The 18940-nt window shown below is 58.3% G+C and carries 7 protein-coding genes, 3 tRNA genes and 1 other annotated feature; of the genes, 2 read left to right on the top strand and 8 right to left on the bottom strand.

The features are described 5' to 3' along the window. Nucleotides 1–785: 785 nt before the first annotated feature. Both B5F98_RS11050 and B5F98_RS11045 read right to left on the bottom strand, forming a co-directional pair. Complete coding sequence (locus B5F98_RS11050; protein ID WP_087372598.1) at nucleotides 786–7421, bottom strand: glycoside hydrolase family 2 TIM barrel-domain containing protein; 6636 nt, start codon at nucleotides 7419–7421, stop codon at nucleotides 786–788. A gap of 267 nt (nucleotides 7422–7688) precedes the next feature. Further along, nucleotides 7689–8279 carry a hypothetical protein gene (locus tag B5F98_RS11045; protein WP_087372595.1) on the bottom strand — a complete coding sequence of 197 codons (591 nt, stop codon included), beginning with the start codon at nucleotides 8277–8279 and terminating at the stop codon, nucleotides 7689–7691. A 722-nt stretch (nucleotides 8280–9001) separates the two neighbouring features. On the opposite strand from B5F98_RS11045, the gene B5F98_RS11040 reads away from it, so the two are divergent. Further along, nucleotides 9002–10654 (top strand): ABC transporter ATP-binding protein, encoded by a 1653-nt coding sequence (locus B5F98_RS11040; RefSeq protein WP_087233000.1) that lies wholly within the window; start codon nucleotides 9002–9004, stop codon nucleotides 10652–10654. Between the two features lie 195 nt (nucleotides 10655–10849). Here B5F98_RS11040 and B5F98_RS11035 read toward each other — a convergent pair whose 3' ends face one another. The 6 genes from B5F98_RS11035 to B5F98_RS11010 form a co-directional block, all read right to left on the bottom strand. Beyond that, entirely contained in the window at nucleotides 10850–11839 is a 990-nt protein-coding gene (locus B5F98_RS11035) for a helix-turn-helix domain-containing protein (RefSeq protein WP_087232998.1), read from the bottom strand. Nucleotides 11840–11941: 102 nt separating this feature from the next. Then, nucleotides 11942–12017, bottom strand: a tRNA-Val gene (locus B5F98_RS11030). Between the two features lie 5 nt (nucleotides 12018–12022). Continuing rightward, nucleotides 12023–12097 (bottom strand) — tRNA-Glu (locus tag B5F98_RS11025). A 62-nt stretch (nucleotides 12098–12159) separates the two neighbouring features. Next, nucleotides 12160–12236 (bottom strand) — tRNA-Met (locus tag B5F98_RS11020). Nucleotides 12237–12997: 761 nt separating this feature from the next. After that, nucleotides 12998–14428 carry a glycine--tRNA ligase gene (locus B5F98_RS11015; RefSeq protein WP_087372592.1) on the bottom strand — a complete coding sequence of 477 codons (1431 nt, stop codon included), beginning with the start codon at nucleotides 14426–14428 and terminating at the stop codon, nucleotides 12998–13000. Between the two features lie 249 nt (nucleotides 14429–14677). Beyond that, nucleotides 14678–14900 (bottom strand) — a binding site (T-box leader). Between the two features lie 369 nt (nucleotides 14901–15269). Further along, nucleotides 15270–17225 (bottom strand): LTA synthase family protein, encoded by a 1956-nt coding sequence (locus B5F98_RS11010; protein WP_087372590.1) that lies wholly within the window; start codon nucleotides 17223–17225, stop codon nucleotides 15270–15272. A 290-nt stretch (nucleotides 17226–17515) separates the two neighbouring features. On the opposite strand from B5F98_RS11010, the gene miaB reads away from it, so the two are divergent. Beyond that, nucleotides 17516–18928 (top strand): tRNA (N6-isopentenyl adenosine(37)-C2)-methylthiotransferase MiaB, encoded by a 1413-nt coding sequence (gene miaB / locus B5F98_RS11005; RefSeq protein WP_087372587.1) that lies wholly within the window; start codon nucleotides 17516–17518, stop codon nucleotides 18926–18928. Nucleotides 18929–18940 lie beyond the last annotated feature (12 nt).

Below are 18940 nucleotides of genomic sequence, written 5' to 3'. Positions count from 1 at the left end.
AAGCTCAATACTCGACCTCGCAAATGCCTGGGATGGAAAACTCCTGCGGAAGTCTTTTATCACCAGGTGTTGCACTTGACTTGACAATGCGCCCGATGAGAAATGGGGGAAAGAATCGCTTAGGGCGTTCCCCCCTAAGGACCTCCCTTGGGGTACGAAGCTGGAACTGCGTCAATTCTATGGCCGGCCCTGGCCTTGGTGGGGTCACATGGATGCTCTGGTACATCTATGGAAAGCATTCCCTTCTCTGTAAGACTGTGCCTCTGTTTCCAGGGCCTCACCCCGGTGTGCGGCGTTCCCGCCGCCGGGAGCCTGGCTACCCATCGCTGGGAACAGCGGCTTACCAGGGTAAGGCCCTGGGGAGTAGAAGCACCATCCGGCAGAGAAGTAGGTGCTGTCTATCGTGCCTCCAAGCCATCTATGTGACCCATCCAGGACCAGGGCCGAAACCAGGAGGACGCAGGTGCATCCCGTACCGCGGGGTGGATTCCACAAGGCGGGGGAAGGCCCCGCCTTTGGTGGGTCTTTGGTGACTTTCTGCCCACCCAGAAAGTCACCCCAGCGGAGCGTCCCCGGCTGGGGCGCTGGTCTGCGCCTGAGACATCGGAGAAGAACAGGCCCCCGGCAAAGTGGGCTGAGCAAGCCACGGCCCCTACCACAGCGGCACAGGATGATGCGGCAAAAGCTGACGGCGGAGGATACGCCAAAAGAGAGAGCCCGGAGGAAGCATTTGCTTCCTCCGGGCTTTCGTCTTAGTTTGGCGGGTTCTTCCGTCTGGAAAGAACTTAGTTGCCGCGGCGCTTGCGCACCACGGTGACAGTACCAAGGGCCATCACAGCGGCGGCCAGAGCGGCCACATACAGCATCAGCTGAGCGGAGTCGCCAGTCTGAGCAGGCTTCTCAGCGGGCTTCTCGGTGGCCTGAGGCTGATCGGTGCTCTCGGGCTTATCCGTGACCTCAGGCTTGTCGGTGGTCTCGGGGGCGCCACCAGCAGTGAGGCCGTCCATGGCGCTCTGGAGAGCGGCCACGGCGTCGTCCACAACCTTCTGGTCGTCCTCAGACAGAGCGGCGTCAGCCATCACAGCCTGAGCGGCAGCCAGAGCGGTGCGGAAGGTGGCCACGGACTCGGCGGTGTAGCCGGTGAGGTCGATGCCCTCGGCCTTGCCGATGAGGTCTTCCAGGATGGACTTGTCAGCCTTGAAGCGCTGAGCCAGGATGGCGTCCAGCAGGTCCTGAGCCACAGGCTTGATGTCCTCATCCATGGCGTCGCCGTCAGCGGCCACGTCCTGGGCGGCGGCCAGAGCGTCCACCAGCTGCTGCCAGTTGGTCTCCACGTACTTGTCGGCGTTGGCCATCATGTCCTCGGCCTTGGCGATGAGACGGTTCAGCTCGTCCTTGTCGCCCTGAACCAGGCCCAGGCCCCAGATGCCTTCCAGCAGCTGGTTCCAAGCGGCGTTGACCTCGTCCTGGGTGGCGTCGGCGTCAGCCAGAACGGCCTTGGCGTTGGCCAGAGCGTCCTCGAAGGCCTTCTTGGCCGTGTCGGTGACACCGTCGGTGGACAGGGTCTCGGCATAGGCCACGGTCTTCTCCAGCAGGCCCTTGTTCACGCCGCTGGGCTCGGGCTCCTCGCCGCCCACGGCGGTGATGAGGATGTAGCTGACCAGCACGTCATAGTTGGAGTCGCCGGTCTTCTCGGGGGCCAGGGTCAGGGTGACGGTGCCATCCGCAGCCACTTCCACGTTCTCCATGGTCACATAGGCAGGAGTGGCAGTGCACAGCTCCACGCCGTTGAGGGTGGCCAGGTTGGTCTCGCCCTGGTTGAGGGTGATGGTGGTGGGACGGGTGGTGCTCCACTGGGTCCAGGGATCCTGATAGCCCACATACACGTTGTAGGTGCCAGCCTTCAGGCCGTCGAACTGATAGCTCAGGGACTTGCCGGTGGCCTCCTTGGTCATGTGGCGCAGGGTGTCGTAAGCGGAACCAGTGCTGCCGTTGTCGGTGCCGGTGTTCTCGCCGTTGAGGTAGCCCCAGCCGTTCTCGGCGGTGTAGGCCACGTCGGCGTCAGCATTGCGGATGGTGTCCTGGTTGGCGTCCACCAGAATCTGACCCAGAGAGGTGAAGTTGGTGGCGCCGGAGTCCACGAAGTAGACCACGTCGTCGGGCACCACAGCCATGGTGTGCTTCACAGTCTGGCCATTGGCCAGGGAGCCGGAGATCTCATAGGTGCCCACCTGGTCCAGGTTCAGGTTGTCCAGGTTCCAGGTCACGTTCATGTCGAAGGGCTCGCCGCCGTTGACGGACACGGAGATGGCGTCGGGCAGGGCGGGCTTCTCACCCAGGTAGGTGTAGGCGGGCAGGTCCTCCACCACTTCCACCTCGGTGGTGGTGGTGTAGTTGATCTGGCTGAAGTCGTACCACAGGGCCACGTCCTCACGGGCCAGGTTGGTCTCGTCGTCCGCCTTCAGGGCCTCGGTGTCCAGAGCGCTGGAGTACAGACGCACGGAGCTGAAGTCGCTCATGGAAGTACGGCCGGTGTCGGGGCACATACCGATGCCCAGGTACAGGTCGGAGGGCTGGACCTCACCCACGTTGCTGCGGGTGCTGGACAGCTCGCCGTTGAGGTAGACGCTGATGGTGCCGCCGTTGCTGCCGTCATACACAGCAGCCACACGCAGCCACTGCTGCACCAGCTCGTTGTTCATGGGGAAGTTGGAAGCCTCTCCGTCGGGAGGAGTGGGCATCCAGTTGGAGCCGTTGTAGGTAAAGAAGTACAGGTTGCCGCCGGAGATACGGAAGGCAGCGGAGCTGTCGCCCTTACCCATAATCATGTTGAAGGAGGAACCGGAGGTGTCATAGACGTTGGGACGGATGACGGCTTCCATGGTGAAGCTGTTGGAGCCGCCGATGACCTCGTTCATGGCCTCCTTGGCGCCCTCGTTGTCCACCAGGAAGTGACCGCTCATGTAGGTGCCCTGCTCGGCATCCATACCCATGGACACGGTGTCATACTTCTCGGTGACGTCCACATCAAAGCCGTTGGCGCTCTGATCGGCCACCACAGCGTGGTAGTAGGGATCGGCCTTCATGGTCTCCAGGACCTCGACCTGCTCGTCCAGGTGAGCCTTGGCGTCAGCCAGCTGCTCCTTGAGGGCGTCAGACAGTCCGTTGTAGGAGTTGACCAGCTTGTTGACCTCGGCCTCCTGGTCCACAGAGGTGACCACCAGGGACTCAATGGCCTCCTTCAGCTCCTTGACGGCGGAGTCCTGATCCACCACGGAAGCGGTGCGGAAGGGAGCGGTGACGTCATACAGGTCGGCGTCCTTCACGGTGTAGGGCACCATGGTGTAGGAGTAGCTGTAGGTCTTGGAGGTGGGCAGAGTGTACTGACCCAGCACGTCGGGACCGCAGCTGGCGTTACCAGTGCCCTGGGAACGGTAGTTGATGGACAGATAGGTCTCGTTTTCGTAAGTCAGCTCATAGGGGTGACGGGCCTGAGTCAGGTCGTCGGCGGTGAAGTGCAGAGCCTGAGCCTCCACCGTGTCCTGGGCGGCAATGGCCATGGCGTAGTTGCTCTGGTCATTGGTGACGGTGAACCACTTCACCCCAGTCAGGGTGCCGGTGTCCTCGGTGTCCAGGTAGGGGAAGAACAGCTCGTTGACGGTGGAGGAGTACTCACCCACACGGGCGAAGGACTCACGGTCCCACATGGCCTCCACGGGGCCGTTGCCGTACCAGCTGACGTTCTCATAGCCCTCAGGCAGGACCATGGTGGTGCCGATGCGCATGAAGCGGCTGCGGCTGGTGCTGGTCTTGGTGGCGTCCACGGTGAGGTCCAGAGTGACAGCACCGGAGCCGTCCACGGTGTAGACCACGGTCTGAGACAGGCCGTTCATGTTGGGGAAGGTCTGGGTGAAGGCGATGGAGGTGAAACCATTGGCCTGGATGACCTGGATGTCACCGGAGACCTGGGCGTCCTTGCCAGCATTCTGCCAGGCCCAGTCGAAGTTACCGTTGTCGTTGTTGACAGGAGCGCGCCAGAAGTTGGGGACAGGGCCCTGGGTCAGCAGGGTCTCGCCGTTGTACACATAGTTGGAGATGGCGCCGCTGGCCTTGTCGATGTTGAAGGAGAAGCCCTCACCGGTGATGGCGATGACGTCCTCAGCGGAGTCGTCCACCACCACTTCGTTGGCGGAGGGAGTCAGGGCCACCTGCTCCACGTTGGCAGGCACCTGGAACTGCTCATGGGCAACCTCGTGGCCAGCAGGGGCCCACAGGGTGTCGCTCTTGAGCTGCACGGAGATGTTCAGGTAGTACTCAGCGCCGTCCTTGGTCTCCTTGGGCATGTACTGAGCATAGGGGATGGTGATGGTCTGAGTGGTCTGGGGAGCCACGTCGGCGTTGACGGTGCCCTCGCCGATGACGGTGCCGCTCTCCATCAGCTGCCACACCACATGGTACTCGTTGAGGTTGGTGAAGCCGTTCTCGTTCTTCACCTGCACCTGGCCGCTCATCAGATCGGCCTCAGAGGCGGTGAACCACAGGCTCTGATACTGGTACTTCACTTCCTCCAGCTCGGGCTGAGCCACACGGTCGGGAGTGACCAGACCGTTCTGGCAGAAGTTGCCGGAGTTGTTGCGCCAGTCGCCAGTGTCGCCGCCGTAGCCGAAGAACTTGCCGTCCAGGGCCTGGCCATAGATTTCCTCGTTGTAGTAGGCATAATCCTGAGCATAGTAGTTGTAGGTGCCGTCTTCCTTCTCCTGGATGCTGCTCATCTCAGCCCACAGCAGGACGCGCTCGTCGTCCTTGCCGATGGCAGGCGTGGCGGAGTTCTGGGCACGGATCTCGTCCTGGGTCAGAGCCACGTTGTAGAAGCGGCCCATGGAGATCTCGCCGGCGAACTGACGTCCGCTGTAATCGCTCTGGTAGCCCAGGCTCAGCAGGGCGCCGGAGGAGGAGATGGAGGTGGGGCCGGACTTGGAGCCGATCTCCTGGCCGTCCAGGTACACCTTCATGGTGCCGTTGTCATAGGTGGCAACCAGCTGGTGCCAGTTGTTCAAAAAGTCGTCGCCCAGCTTGGACTGCTCCACCACCAGGGAGTTCCAGCTGCCGTTGTAGACGAAGAACTCCAGGTTGTTGTCGCCGTTGAGCTTCAGAGCGAACTGCTTGTCGCCCTTGGCGGCGAAGACCTCGTTGGCCTTGAACTCGGTGGGCTTGAGAATGACTTCCACGGTGAAGGCCTTGCGGTCGCCGGACAGAGCGGCGTTGTAGGCCCCGTCGGTGTCCTCAAAGCCCACATAGCCGTTGACCAGGCTGGTGTCGGACAAAGCGCCCTCGCCGGGCTCCTTGTTGACACTCTGGGCGCCGGCCACGCTGCCGGGATAGTCGGCCAGCTCATAGCTGGTGGGATAGGTGACCACACGGGCCTGGTCCACCCAGTCCCAGATGAAGCCGCCCAGCATGTTGTCGCCGGAACGGACGGCATCCCAGTACTCCTTGATGCTGCCCACGGCGTTGCCCATGGCGTGGTCGTACTCGCACATCACGTAGGGCATGTTGTTGCGGGCCTCACCCTGGATGGTGGACACGGAGGGATACATGTTGGAGCCCATGTCGGTGCCGTTGGCCTTGTTGGAGCTCTCGGAGTGCACCGGACGGGTGGGATCGTTGTCCTTGAAGTACCAGATCAGATCATAGAACATGTAGTCGGCATAGTTGGCGTTGCTCTTGTAGTAGTTCTCGTTGCCGGTGGACCAGGACACGATGGCGCTGACGTTCTTCAAACGGTTGAAGGTGGTCACAGTGCGGTCCATAGCCAGCTCCTTGAAGAGCACCTGCTTGCCCTCGTTGTTCATCAGCTGGTGGGACTCCAGGTTGGTCTCGGCCATCATGTACAGGCCGTACTTGTTGCACAGATAGTACAGATAGTCGTCGTTGGAGTAGTGAGAGGTACGGATGGCGTTGAGGTTGTACTGCTTCATCAGCTCAACGTCCTTCTCCATGACCTCCTTGCTCACGGCCTTGCCGTACACGGGGTCGGTGTCGTGGCGGTTGGTGCCGCGGAACACCAGAGGCTGACCGTTGATGGTGATGGGCTTGTACTCGCTGTCCTGCGTGGTGCGGTTGCCGCTCCCATCCACCTCCGTGCGGGTGAACTCGATCTCACGGAAGCCCAGCTGCTGGGACATGGAGCCCAGGTAGGCGCCGCCGTCCTTGTAGAGGCTCACCACCAGGTAGTACAGGTTGGGGTGCTCCGCGCTCCACAGCTCGGGGTCCTGCACGTACTTGGACAGGTCCACGGTCTGGCTGGAGCCCGCATCAATGGTGGGCACCTCGGCGGTCATGCCGTTGACGAACATGGAGCCGTCCTCGTTGTACACACGCACGTCCACCTTGTAGCCGGAGGCGGCCTGGGCGGACTCGTTCTCCACGGTGACGCTCAAATCCAGGTTGGCGTTCTCATAGGTCTCGTCCAGGTCGGTGGTGACGAAGTAGTCGTTGAGGTGCACCTGAGGGGCGCCGTAGACGTACACGTCACGGAAGATGCCGCCGTCCTTGAACATGTCCTGCAGCTCGAACCAAGTGCCGTCGCAGAACTTATGTACTTCCACAGCCAGCAGGTTCTCGCCGTCCACCAGGTAGTCGGTGATGTCGAAGCTGTGGGGGGCGTAGGTGTCCTCGCTGTAACCCACGGCGTGGCCGTTGAGGTACACATAGTAGGCAGCCTCCACGCCCTGGAAGTTCAGGTAGATGCGGCCGTTCCTCTCTTTCAGAGTGGACAGGCCCTCATCCAGGGTAAAGGTCTTGCGGTACATACCCACGGGGTTGTAGTTGACCGGGGCCAGAGGAGCGGTGTCGCTGCTGGTGTTGTCCTCCTGCCAGGGCACCTGGGTATTGGTGTAGATGGGATAGTCCAGACCCCAATAGGTCCAGCTGGCGGGCAGCTGGAGCCCGCTGCTCCAGGAGTCATCGGGGGTGTAGTCGGTCTCGTAGAAGTTGGCGTAGCTCTCCTTGGCGATGGTGTCGTTCTTCACCACGCGCAGGGACCAGTCGGCATCGTTCTTACCGGTGAGGTACTGCACGTAGCCGGAGGCCTCCTTGTTGAAGTTGATGGCGCTGTCCAGAGCGGCATCCACGCTGTCGTAGATGACGCTGGAGGTGGCGAACATGCTGGCCTCCTCCCGGTTGACTGCAAACACGTCCTCGTTGCCGTCCTCACCGGTCCACTCCTTATAAGTAAAGGTGGGAGAGGTGATGGCGTCTTTCTTCTCCAGCACGGGAATGGAGGCGGAGGCGTTCCAGGGGTCCTTGTACCCAGCCTGGGTGTTGCCCGGCTCGGCTGCCATGGTATGAAGGGGAATCATACTCAGCAGCATGCTCAGGGCCAAACCAGTGGATACCACTCGTTTGTTGCGATTTCGCATGGGTGTTTTCCGTCCTTTCTCTTCATAGTATAGAGGCGCTGGGATGACAAGATGTTTGCTGCGACGCTCCACCCCTTTCCGGTGTCGGAATTTTTACTGAATAGACATTCCACATTTGTGTGGAAAATTTTCACTCTAGATTATCCCACTGGCCTATACAATTTACAATTGACAAACAGCACAAAACATTTGGGCCATTTTTTGGCAAAAGCGCTGAACCGGCTTCAAAAAAACGCCGATAAGCGAGGAAGGAATTGGAATTGAATTTTACAAAAAACACGCATCCGCCTCCATTTGGAGGCGACTGCGTGGAAAAAATGGGAATTCAGCGGGAAACCAGGTACAGATTTGCCTTAACCTCCCGGTCCCTGGGGCCGTCGGGGCTGGTACACAGGGTGGTGACCTGATGGAACCCGGTGGATTGGGAAATTTGCTCCAACAGGGCGGAATGGTCCAGATAGACAGGCAAAGACACCACCAGACGCCCCCCCGTTCCAACATCGGGTCATCTGCCAACACGTCCAACTCCCCCCGGGTGGTGTTGAGCATGAGGGAGTGGTCGTAGATCATCATTTCCGGTAAAAATTTCATGTGGTTGAAGTAGCTTTCCGGGTTGAGGGTGACAAAATCCCGCACTTCTTGGGAGGTTTTCCACACGGGGGTGCCGTGTTCCGGCATAAGGTTGTCCTCGTAGGCGGTGAGCAGGCCGTTGCCGGGGTTGACGGCGGAGGCGATGGTGTACACCTCGTCCTCGTGGAAACCCACCTTTTGGGTCTGGTAGAAGCAGGCCACCAGGGCAATCACCGCCAGCAGCAGGACGATTACCGCGTGTTTGCGCCAAAGGGAAGAGAATTTCATAGGGACCTCCCATCCGAGTTTAAAAGGACTCTGCCTGTGTTCCCACACGCAGAGTCCTTTTAGCATTTTCTTTCGCCTTTCGGCTATCCAGTCTGTGGTTGTTGCACAACCCCTCATAAAACTCCACACTGCACCGAAACTGGACCGACACCGTGCTTCACCGTTGCGACAGACCATCTTGTGGCTGTCTGTTCCTTTGCTTCTTACATGATAGCCATAATGGCCATAAAAGTCAAGGGATGACCATTTTACTCATTCAGCATTTATTTACAGAAAGGAATGCTGTGCGGAGAGTCGCACGGGTAAAGCAGAGAAACCCACGGCTTTCGCATTTGGGTCAGCGACCTTGTAGTGGGAAGAGAAATTTCCTCTCTAGAAATGTGGATTTTCCAAGCCTCAAGCTATTGGAGTCATCGTTATGAGATACTAGAAATTAACATGAAACGATATGGTGCATTGGGGGAAAAAATTATATGATTTCTTCAGCGACACAAAGTACAGCTTTGTGTTGCACTAACAAAAGAAAGGAGCGTTACACATGGAGGTTCTTACCGAAAAGAACCCCATAGAATGTGTATCTTGCGCCCAGGCACTCAGTTGTCTCAATTTGAGCTGCAAGAGGAATACCGTTCTCTATGGAGCTTCCAATTGCAACTATATTTGTGCCTATCAATGATCCACACGTATCAAAAAACAGCGACAGAATGCCAAAGGAGATCACTATGACATATTATCTCAAAAAATTCTGGAGAATTAACAGCCTTGCAGCCTTTTTACAGGTCATTACCTATGGCATTCACGTCAGCCTAAACCTGTTGATGATGCAGATGTTTCAGGGAATTATTGACCGGGACATCCGGTATTTCCTCACCTGGCTTGGTATCACCGGGCTGGGCTGGACCTTGTATTTCCTGGTCAGAAGTCTCCAGACCAAGGTTCAGTACCAGGCTGTGATGGCCATGAACAACCAATACCGCCACGATGTAGCCCACTCTCTGCTGCACAAGAGTTATGGGGAATTTCACGCCCAGGATAACGGTACCTATTTGGCCTGGATGACCAACTATACCAACAAGGTGGAGTCGCTAGCATGGGAGCCGTTCTTTCAAGGCGTAGGTCTGGCCTCGCAAGTGGTGTGGGCCATCATAGCCCTGGCCTCTCTCCACTGGTCTTTGCTGGTAGCGTCTCTGTTCAGTTTTGTCATTCTCATGGTCCTGCCCAAACTCTTCGAGAAAAAGCTGGAAGAATTGGGCAAAAAGACTGCCGATGCTCAGGCCGCCGCCACTGGAAAACTGAAGGACCTGTTAGGCGGCTTCGATGTCCTCCGGTTCTTTGGGCTGTCTGACCGCTTTCTCCGGCAATGTGACAATGCCAGTCGGGAGATGGAACAGCCCGCCTGTCATCAAAAGACCATCGCCAGCTATGTCAACAGCGTAATGGGTTTCTTTATCGTTGCCACCCAACTGCTGGTTAATGTATTCATTGGCATTCTGTCCATTCAGGGAGCTATTTTACAGGCCGCCATTATGGGTGGCGGCAACCTATGCGGTGCAGTGAGCAACGGTCTGAGCAATCTTGCAGAAATCCGCCTGTCCTTTGCTTCAGCAAAGCCCTACTTTGAGAATGTGACCCACGGCGGGGAGGAGAAGGCCGCCACCGCCCCCCAACTGGAGCCTCTGCGAGAGCACATCACGCTGGAGCACATCAGCTTCAGTTATGATGAACGAAAGCCCATTTTGAACGATCAAAGTTTCTGTTTCCAAAAGGGCGGCAAGTACGCACTCACGGGCCCCTCTGGCTGCGGCAAGTCCACCATACTCAAGCTTCTTTTAGGCTGGCTTCCAGAGTACAAGGGCATCATTCGCTTTGACGGCCTGGATGTGCGGGAGGTAACTCCGCAACAGTTGCAAAGTCAGATGAGCTACATCGAGCAGAACGTATTTTTGTTTAATACCACCATCCGGGACAACATCACCCTGGGCGGACAGTTTACCGACCAGCAGCTTGAGTGCGCCATCAAAGGAAGTGCCTTGGATGGAGACCTGAAAAATATGCCTCTGGGGCTGGACACCCCTGTCGGTGAGGAGGGGAGCAACCTTTCCGGCGGCCAAAAGCAACGGGTCGCCATCGCCCGCGCCCTCATCCATGATCGGTCCATTCTTCTGGTAGACGAAGGAACCAGCGCACTGGACCAGAAAAATGCAGATATCGTGGAGCAGAGCCTGTTGAATAACCCAAATCTCACATTAATCTTGGTCAGCCACCATCTGACATCTAAACGCAAGGCACAATTCACCAAGGTATTTGAATTGGAGCCCGTTATCTCCACAGCTTCCTACAACAGTTCTACAGAATCAAAAGAATCAGGTGAATAGAATGAAAAAATCGACGATACTGCTCTCAACCTTACTTCTGACCCTCTCGGTCTGGATCGTCCTTCCCCGGAATGCGCAGGCTACTGAACCAAGCCCCACTCCCGTATCTTCCGTTGAACCAACACAACCAGATGATACAGTGCCAGGGGATTTACCCAATCCCATAGACGTACCTGATCCGCATCCTACTGAACATTAAAAGGAAAATTCCGTTCCTAGCTGTTCTCTGGCATCAATTTCGAGCTTTTTAAGGTTATGTTCATCACCAATGGCTTTGTATATGTAGCGTGCTTGGCAGTATAGCTCCTTGCTGCAAGCTCGGTCGCCCAAGAAATACGCACACTCCGCCTTAATCGCCAGAAGGCCGGGCAAAAATTGATAATGCCCTCGATCGATGCATGTCTTCCTGCCAATTTCCGCCACTTCAATGGCATCTTCGTATCGCTTGGCTACAACTAACTCCCGGGCATAGTTGAAAGTTACCAGGCAAAGATACTTCTTGCTCTCCATATACTTCTGCAAATATTTCAGCAATTGGCTGTACAAGCCAATTGCTGTTTTTCTTTGTCCCGTCAGCGCATATACCATGGCAATCTGGTTGATAAGCTGAATCTCATCCCAAGTATACCTCAACTGTCCCACTTCTTCCGGGTCAAACCGAGGTGCGGTCAGGTGCATGGCCTCCAGCAACATTTCTAACTGCCTTTCGTAGGGATAGGCCCCACTACGCTCTCCTAACAGAGCACGATTACGCAGTATAAACTGCCTGGCAAGCGTGTCATCCGAGTCTGTGATCCCTTCCAGTTCATCCAAGGCTCTTGTCGCCTGTTCCCAGACCTGCACCTTTTCCTCTCCAATTTTCTGATAGAATTGAACGATATCATCGTTGATCTCTCTTCTCAACCGAGCTTCTTCTTCCTCATTTTTGCTCACCAGAGCATAGTATCGCTCTCCAGGTAGCCCTAGTCGTTGCAGCAGCGCATTAATCCGGCTGCGAGATGGCGTTTGCTTTCCGTTTTCCAATCGGGATATGGTGATCGGTTCGCAGATCCCCTCACACAGCTGCTCCTGTGTCATTCCTAACTCTAACCGCCGTCGTTTGATCACATCACCTAAAAAAATCTCATGCACGTTATGTTCCCCCACGATATTTATTTTGGAAAGTATACCATATTGTGCTGGCATCGTCCATAACTTCTAGGTGGCCTGACCCCGAGTGGATAGTTTAGGAAAGAGAGTGGCTGGAACGCAAAAAAGAAAGGACATCCGATTGGATGTCCTTTCTTGTGGTGGAGACTACAGAACTCGAATCTGTGACCTCTTGCGTGTGAAGCAAGCGCTCTACCGGCTGAGCTAAGCCTCCATATATGGTGACCCGTACGGGACTCGAACCCGTGTTACCGCCGTGAAAGGGCGGTGTCTTAACCGCTTGACCAACGGGCCATGTTGCCCACAGCGGGCGCTAGGTTGGGTCCCGAAGGGGCGGCCATTGCCGCCTCTCCGGGTGGTAGCGGCAATGTGATTCGAACACATGACACTACGGGTATGAACCGTATGCTCTAGCCAACTGAGCTATGCCGCCGTAAGTCGTACCCAACAGGGCAAGAGATAGTATACCCACTTTGTCCTAAAATGTCAACACCTTTTTTCAAAAAAGTTTCAAAAAATTGCGCAGCACAACATGTTGTATGTCATCAAGGCATTCTCCCATGATATGGAGCTTTCAGGCTGGCCAGCCTGGGGACGCGCTCCGCTGGGGTCCATTTTGACTGGCCAAAATGGACGAAAAGCCACAAAAGGGGCTCGCCCCTTTTGAAACCCCAAGGGTTTTATTTTGTTTTATGCGGTGGGGCCGTAGTCGGCCCTGGGCCTGGCAGGGTCACAGAGATGGCTGAGCATTTCTCAGGACAATGCGTGATTACGAAGTAAGGGTGTGCTACACCTGCCAGGGCCTCAAGTCTAGGTGGTATGCGGCCGCTTCCCGGCCGCCGTCGGCCGGGTGGACCAGAAAGGGCCGAAACCAGGAGAAACCTGCACTTTCTCAGCAGCGATGCAGAAAAACAGTGCTTTTTACTTTCTTGGTATGGTCCGTGCTCTTCGGCCCGGCCTGAAAACCACCGCAGGAACGGCCTTGTACCGCGGGGTGGATTCCACAAGGCGGGGGAAGGCCCCGCCTTTGGCGATTCTTTCCCCGATTTCTCATCGGGGAGAAATCGGGCCCAGCGGAGCGTCCCTGGCAGGGGCGCTGCACCCCGGCGCACACAGGGAAGAAGCACAGGCTTTTCCAAAAGAAAGACCAGGAGACACCAACGTCTCCCGGTCTTTTCAAGTAAATAGCCTGTCTTAGTAAGCCAGCTTGGCGTCCAGCCAGGCCTTCAGCTCAGAAATGGGCACCCGCACCTGCTCCATGGTATCGCGGTCCCGGATGGTGACGGCGTGGTCGGCCTCCTCGGTGTCGCTGCCCACGGTCTGGAAGTCCACGGTGACACAGTAGGGAGTACCGATCTCGTCCTGGCGGCGGTAGCGCTTGCCGATGGAGCCGGCGTCGTCGAAGTCCACCATGAAGTACTTGGACAGCTCGGCCTGAATCTCACGGCCCTTGTCAGACAGCTTCTTGGACAGGGGCAGCACAGCCACCTTGTAGGGGGCCAGAGCGGGGTGGAGGCGCAGGACGGTGCGCACGTCGTCCTTGCCGTTCTTGTCCTGACCCACCACTTCCTCGTCGTAGGCGTCCACCAGGAAGGCCAGAGTCACACGGTCCGCGCCCAGAGAGGGCTCGATGACGTAGGGGATATAGTGCTCGTTCTTCTCCTGGTCAAAGTAGGTCATGTCCTTGCCAGAGGTGTTCTGGTGGGCGGTGAGGTCGAAGTTGGTGCGGCTGGCCACGCCCCACAGCTCGCCCCAGCCGAAGGGGAAGACGAACTCGAAGTCGGTGGTGGCGTTGGAGTAGTGGGAGAGCTCCTCGGGGTCGTGGTCACGCAGGCGCAGATTCTCGTCCTTCACGCCCAGGTCCAGCAGCCACTTGTGGCAGAAGTCTTTCCAGTAGGCAAACCACTCCAGCTCGGTGCCGGGAGTGCAGAAGAACTCCAGCTCCATCTGCTCAAACTCACGGGTACGGAAGGTGAAGTTGCCGGGGGTGATCTCGTTGCGGAAGGACTTGCCGATCTGGCAGACACCAAAGGGCAGCTTGCGGCGGGTGGTGCGCTGGACGTTCTGGAAGTTGACGAAGATGCCCTGGGCGGTCTCGGGGCGCAGATACACGGTGTTCTTGGCGTCCTCGGTGACACCCTGGAAGGTCTTGAACATCAGGTTGAACTGGCGGATATCGGTCCAGTTGTGCTTGCCGCAGGAGGGGCAGGGGATCTGGTGCTCGTCCACAAAGGCCTTCATCTCAGCCTGGCTCATGGCGTCCACGGGCTTGCCCAGCTCAAAATGGTTCTCCTGGCACCAGTCCTCAATGACCTTGTCGGCACGGAAACGCTCCTTGCACTCCTTGCAGTCCATGAGGGGGTCGGAGAAGCCGCCCACGTGGCCGGAGGCCACCCAAACCTGGGGATTCATGAGGATGGCGCAGTCCAGGCCCACGTTGTAGGGGTTCTCCTGGACGAACTTCTTCCACCAGGCCTTCTTGACGTTGTTCTTCAGCTCCACGCCCAGGGGGCCGTAGTCCCAAGTGTTGGCCAGGCCGCCGTAGATCTCAGAGCCGGAGAAGATGAAGCCGCGTCCCTTACACAGGTTTACAATCTTCTCCATGGTTTTCTCGGTGTTCTTCATGTATGACACTCCTTTTTTCGTTTTTACCTTCCATATCTCGCTGGCTCAAGGGGCAGCATCGAATCCGTTCAGGCGGTAGATCGCACCAGAAAATTTTTCGTCAGATGCAGCAAAAAGCGCAGGCAATACTTTGTGTATTGGCGAGTATTTTTGCAAAATATCACGGAAAATTTTGGCGCGAGGTGCCGTCTGAGCCGTTAGGCGTAACGGGTTCGGTGTTGACCCAAAGAAAAACGCCCTGAGCCAGCGGCTCAGGGCGAACAAAATGTCCGTGGTTCCACCTGAATTCGCACAGGGTATGTGCGCACTCTCACCCGGTAACGGCGGGGGCCGGTGACGCCTACTAGGGTCTCCCGTTGGGGTCACAGCTCAGGAGGGCCTTCCCACAGGGCAAAGGTGAGGATTTGCACCGACCATCCTCTCTCTTAAATACCTTCCACACCTGGGTACTTATCTCCGTCTTCGCATATTGGAGCCACTGTATCACGTTTTTCCCCAGGTGTCAAGACGGGATTTGTCCCATCCTGGCATCAACCATCACAGAAGAATGGAGCATTCCACGGTCCCTGTATCAGGCTTGCCAGCCTGGTGGGGACGCTACCCGCTGGGGGTTTCTTTTGAGCGGGCAAAAGAAACCAAAACCCGCTTAGGGCGTTCCCGCCGCCGGAAGCATGGACTCACCCCCTGTGGTGCTGTGGTAGGGGCCGTGGCTTGCCCGGCCCGTGGTTACCCTGGTATTGCCCCGGGGGATTCGGGAGGGGCAAGCCCCTCCCCTACAACGGGTCACCGGGAGTCTGGCCAATCCAAGGGCCTGCATTCTTCATTTTTCATTCATCACTATTCATTTGATCCCCCGTTCCCTCAGCACAGGGGTGGCCACCTGGTCCCCGTACAAGGTGTCGTCCAGGAGGGTACTCAGCAGGTCCAGCTTCTCCCCGTCGCCCCCGGTGGTGGGGTGCTTGTAGGTGAGGGTGCCGTCCTGGGCCAAACTATACACCCAGGTGTCGTTGAGCCGGGTGTGGGACAGGTTTTGCAACAGCTTCCAGTACACGGGCTTCTCCACCCCCGCCAGGTTCAGCAAATCCACTCCCAGGTAGTTGGACCCCCGGTCCACCCGCTCCCCGGGCTGGCTGGGCAGGTAGGCCGGGTCGTTGGACCAGATGAGATAGTCGGTGGAGTACAGCTCCTTCATCTCCTGGGTGGACCAGCGGCTGTAATCCGAGGAGCACAGCCCCAGCTTGGAGTACACCGTGCCGCCGTCCGTGAGCCCCACCCCGGGTCGGTGGTCCCCGAAGAATACAATGACCGTGGGCTCGGCCTGGTCCCGGAAGTAGTCGGTGAGCTGCCCCAGGGCCTCGCTGGCGTCGTGGGTGCCCTGCACCACCGCCTGGAACATCTCTTGGGCCTGACCCTTGAGGTCGGACTGGAAGGCCACCGTCAGCTCCTGGGCGTCGTACTTCTTCTTGTCATAGGGGGCGTGGTTCTCCATGGAAATGCCGTAGAGGAACTGAGGCCCCTCCCCCTTGCCGTCCTCGTACAGGTCCATGAGCAGCTTGGACAGGTAGGCGTCCGAGTAGAAGCTGCCCTCCCGCTGCCCCTCCAAGTAGGCCTCGTCGGCAGCCTGGGGGTCAATGGCGGCAAAGTCGTCCTGGAAGTAGGTCTCCTCAAAGCCCATGGCCTCAAACATGGGGGTGCGCTTGTAAATGGAGTCGTCATACATGTGCACCATCTCGGTGGAGTAGCCGCTGTCCCGCAGCACCGAGGGCACCGAGGGCAGACGGGAGAACACCTGGGGGGCCATGTTGTACAGGTCCTCCCCCCACAACAGGCCGGTGTTCATCCCCGTGAGGATCTCCAACTCAATGTTACAGGTGCCATATCCTAAACTCCGAGTATAAAAGGTCCCAGATACTCCTTCTTGTTGTAGGTTATGGAAGGTCTCCAGGGGGTCTCCGTCAAAAGTGACCCCGGGCAGGCGGGTGACGTCGAAGAAGGACTCGGAGAGGATGAGGATGACGTTGGGCTGCTGGGCCACCTTAGTGTCCTCCTCCTGGCTGGCCAGCTCCACGGCCTTCTGGGCCGCCCGCTCCAGCTCCTCCGGGGAGGTGTCCCCCTCGTTGAGGGCCATGTGCACCTGGTTGAGGGCGCCCCGCCACAGGCCCAACAGCACCCCGGTCTCCCGGTTCACCGTGGCCTGGGACAGCTTCTGGTCGGTGCTCACCCCCATGGGGGTGAAGATCAGGGCATTGGCTGCCACTCCGTACACCAGGGCCACAGCGGCCACACAGCCCGCTCCCGCCCACAGGCTGGCCTTGCGCTCCAGGCGCACGGGGTAGAGCAGCAGGCACACCGCCACCAGCCACAGCACCAAGAAGAGGATGCACCCCAGGCTGAGGGGGGAGAAGTGGAGGGAGGAGGCGTTGAGCTGGGTGATGTCCCCCAGCTGGCCCAGGAGCAGGAAGTCCTGCACCGTCAGCGGTACCGAGGTGATGAGGGCCTTGAAGTAGCTGGAAAACACCATGATGGTGGGGGCCACGGCGGTGAGAACGGCCCCGGGCAGGATGGTGCGGGTGAAGAAGGTGAGCAGGCCGGTGAAGAGGGCCATGAGCCCCACCGTCCACCAAAACCATCCGGCGGTGAAGCAGGAGGGGAGGACGGCCAAGCTCTGGTGGACGACCACCTGGTCCACCAGGGCCACCACCAGGGCGTGGAGCACCACGGCCACGGGCAGCACCACAGGGGCTCCCCCACAGCGGCGGAGCAGGGCCTGGCGCAGACGTTGGGCAGTATGCAGCATAATCAGTCTCCTTATGGGGAACCTATGGGATTCCAAACAATTTGCTCTACTCTATCACGTTGCCCTGAGGCTGTCAACGCACAAGACCTGGGAATCCCCCGGGTGCGGTTCGTCTTGTTTTGCTATCTGTCTCATGGTATAATAGCCGCAGCTGCGGCTATTATACTTTGATTTTGCCGTTTTTCTCGCCCCTTACGGGGCAACCGAACAAACATGGCATGATACCATGTCGGCTTCGCCGTCCTGGTATCATATATGTTATAACCTTATGAATACTGGAGGAACTCCCCATGGAGAGAACGACCCCCGTCATCCCCGCTCAGGACGTGGCAAAACAGCGGGAATATTGTCAGGAAATCCGGGCCATCAACGCCCAGCACGCCCAGGCTCCCACCGCCTTTGTGGACACCTACGGGTGCCAGCAAAACGAGGCGGACTCGGAACTGCTGCGGGGTATGCTGTGCGAGATGGGCTATGAAATCGTCCACGACGGCGACAACGCCGACCTCATCCTCATCAACACCTGCGCCATCCGAGAGCACGCCGAGCAGCGGGTGTTCGGCAACGTGGGCGCCCTGGTCCACGGCAAGCGGCGCAACCCCAACCAGATCATCTGCCTGTGCGGCTGCATGGCCCAGGAGCCCCACGTGGTGGAGCGTCTGCGCCAGTCCTACCAGCATGTGGACCTGGTGTTTGGGCCCCAGGTGCTGTGGCGCTTCCCTGAGTTCATGCGCCGCATCTACCTGCGCCGGGGCCGTGTCTTTGAGACTGCCCCCGCCGAAGGGGCCATCGCCGAAGGTCTGCCCGTGCGCCGCTCCGGCAAAATCAAGGCCTGGGTGTCCATCATGTACGGCTGCAACAACTTCTGCACCTACTGCATTGTGCCCTACACCCGGGGCCGGGAGCGCAGCCGAGAGCCGGAGATCATTTTGAGTGAGATTCGCCAGCTGGTGGCGGAAGGGTACAAGGACATCACCCTGCTGGGCCAGAACGTCAACTCCTACGGCAAAGACCTGGGCACCGGCATGGACTTTCCCACCCTGCTGGAGCAGGCCAACGCCATCGAAGGGGAGTTTTTGCTCCGCTTCATGACCAGCCACCCCAAGGATGCCACCCAGCGGCTCTTTGACGTGATGGCCAAGTGTGAGAAGGTGGCCCCCTGCATCCACCTGCCCTTCCAGTCCGGCAACACCCGTGTGTTGCAGGCCATGAACCGCCGCTACACCCGGGAGCAGTACCTGGACAAGGTGAAGGCGCTCCGGGAGCGGATTCCCAACGTGGTGCTCACCAGCGACGTCATCGTGGGCTTCCCCGGCGAGACCACCCCCGAGTTTGAGGACACCCTGTCCCTCATTGAGGAGGTGCGCTACGACGCCCTGTTCACCTTCATCTACTCCCCCCGGAAGGGCACGCCCGCTGCCGAGATGGAGGACCCTTTGAGTCGCGAGGAGAAGTCCGCCAACTTCAACCGCCTGGTGGAGGCTCAGAACCGCATTTCCCTGGAAAAGCACCAGGCCTATATCGGTACCATTCAGCACTGTCTGGTGGACGGGGAGAGCGAAGACCCCCGGAACAACCTCAACGCCCGCACCCCCGGCGGCCGCCTGGTGCACCTCAACGGCAACGTGGGGCTCATCGGTCAGTTTGTGGACGTAAAGATCACCGATTGTTCCACCTGGGCGCTGTTCGGAACACTTTTGTGAATGAATAATGAA

It is taken from the genome of Pseudoflavonifractor sp. An44, from assembly GCF_002161675.1.
Taxonomy (GTDB): Bacteria; Bacillota; Clostridia; order Oscillospirales; family Oscillospiraceae; genus Enterenecus; species Enterenecus faecium.
Note: the sequence above shows the minus strand (reverse complement) of the source record. Positions and strands in the feature narration are given on the sequence as shown.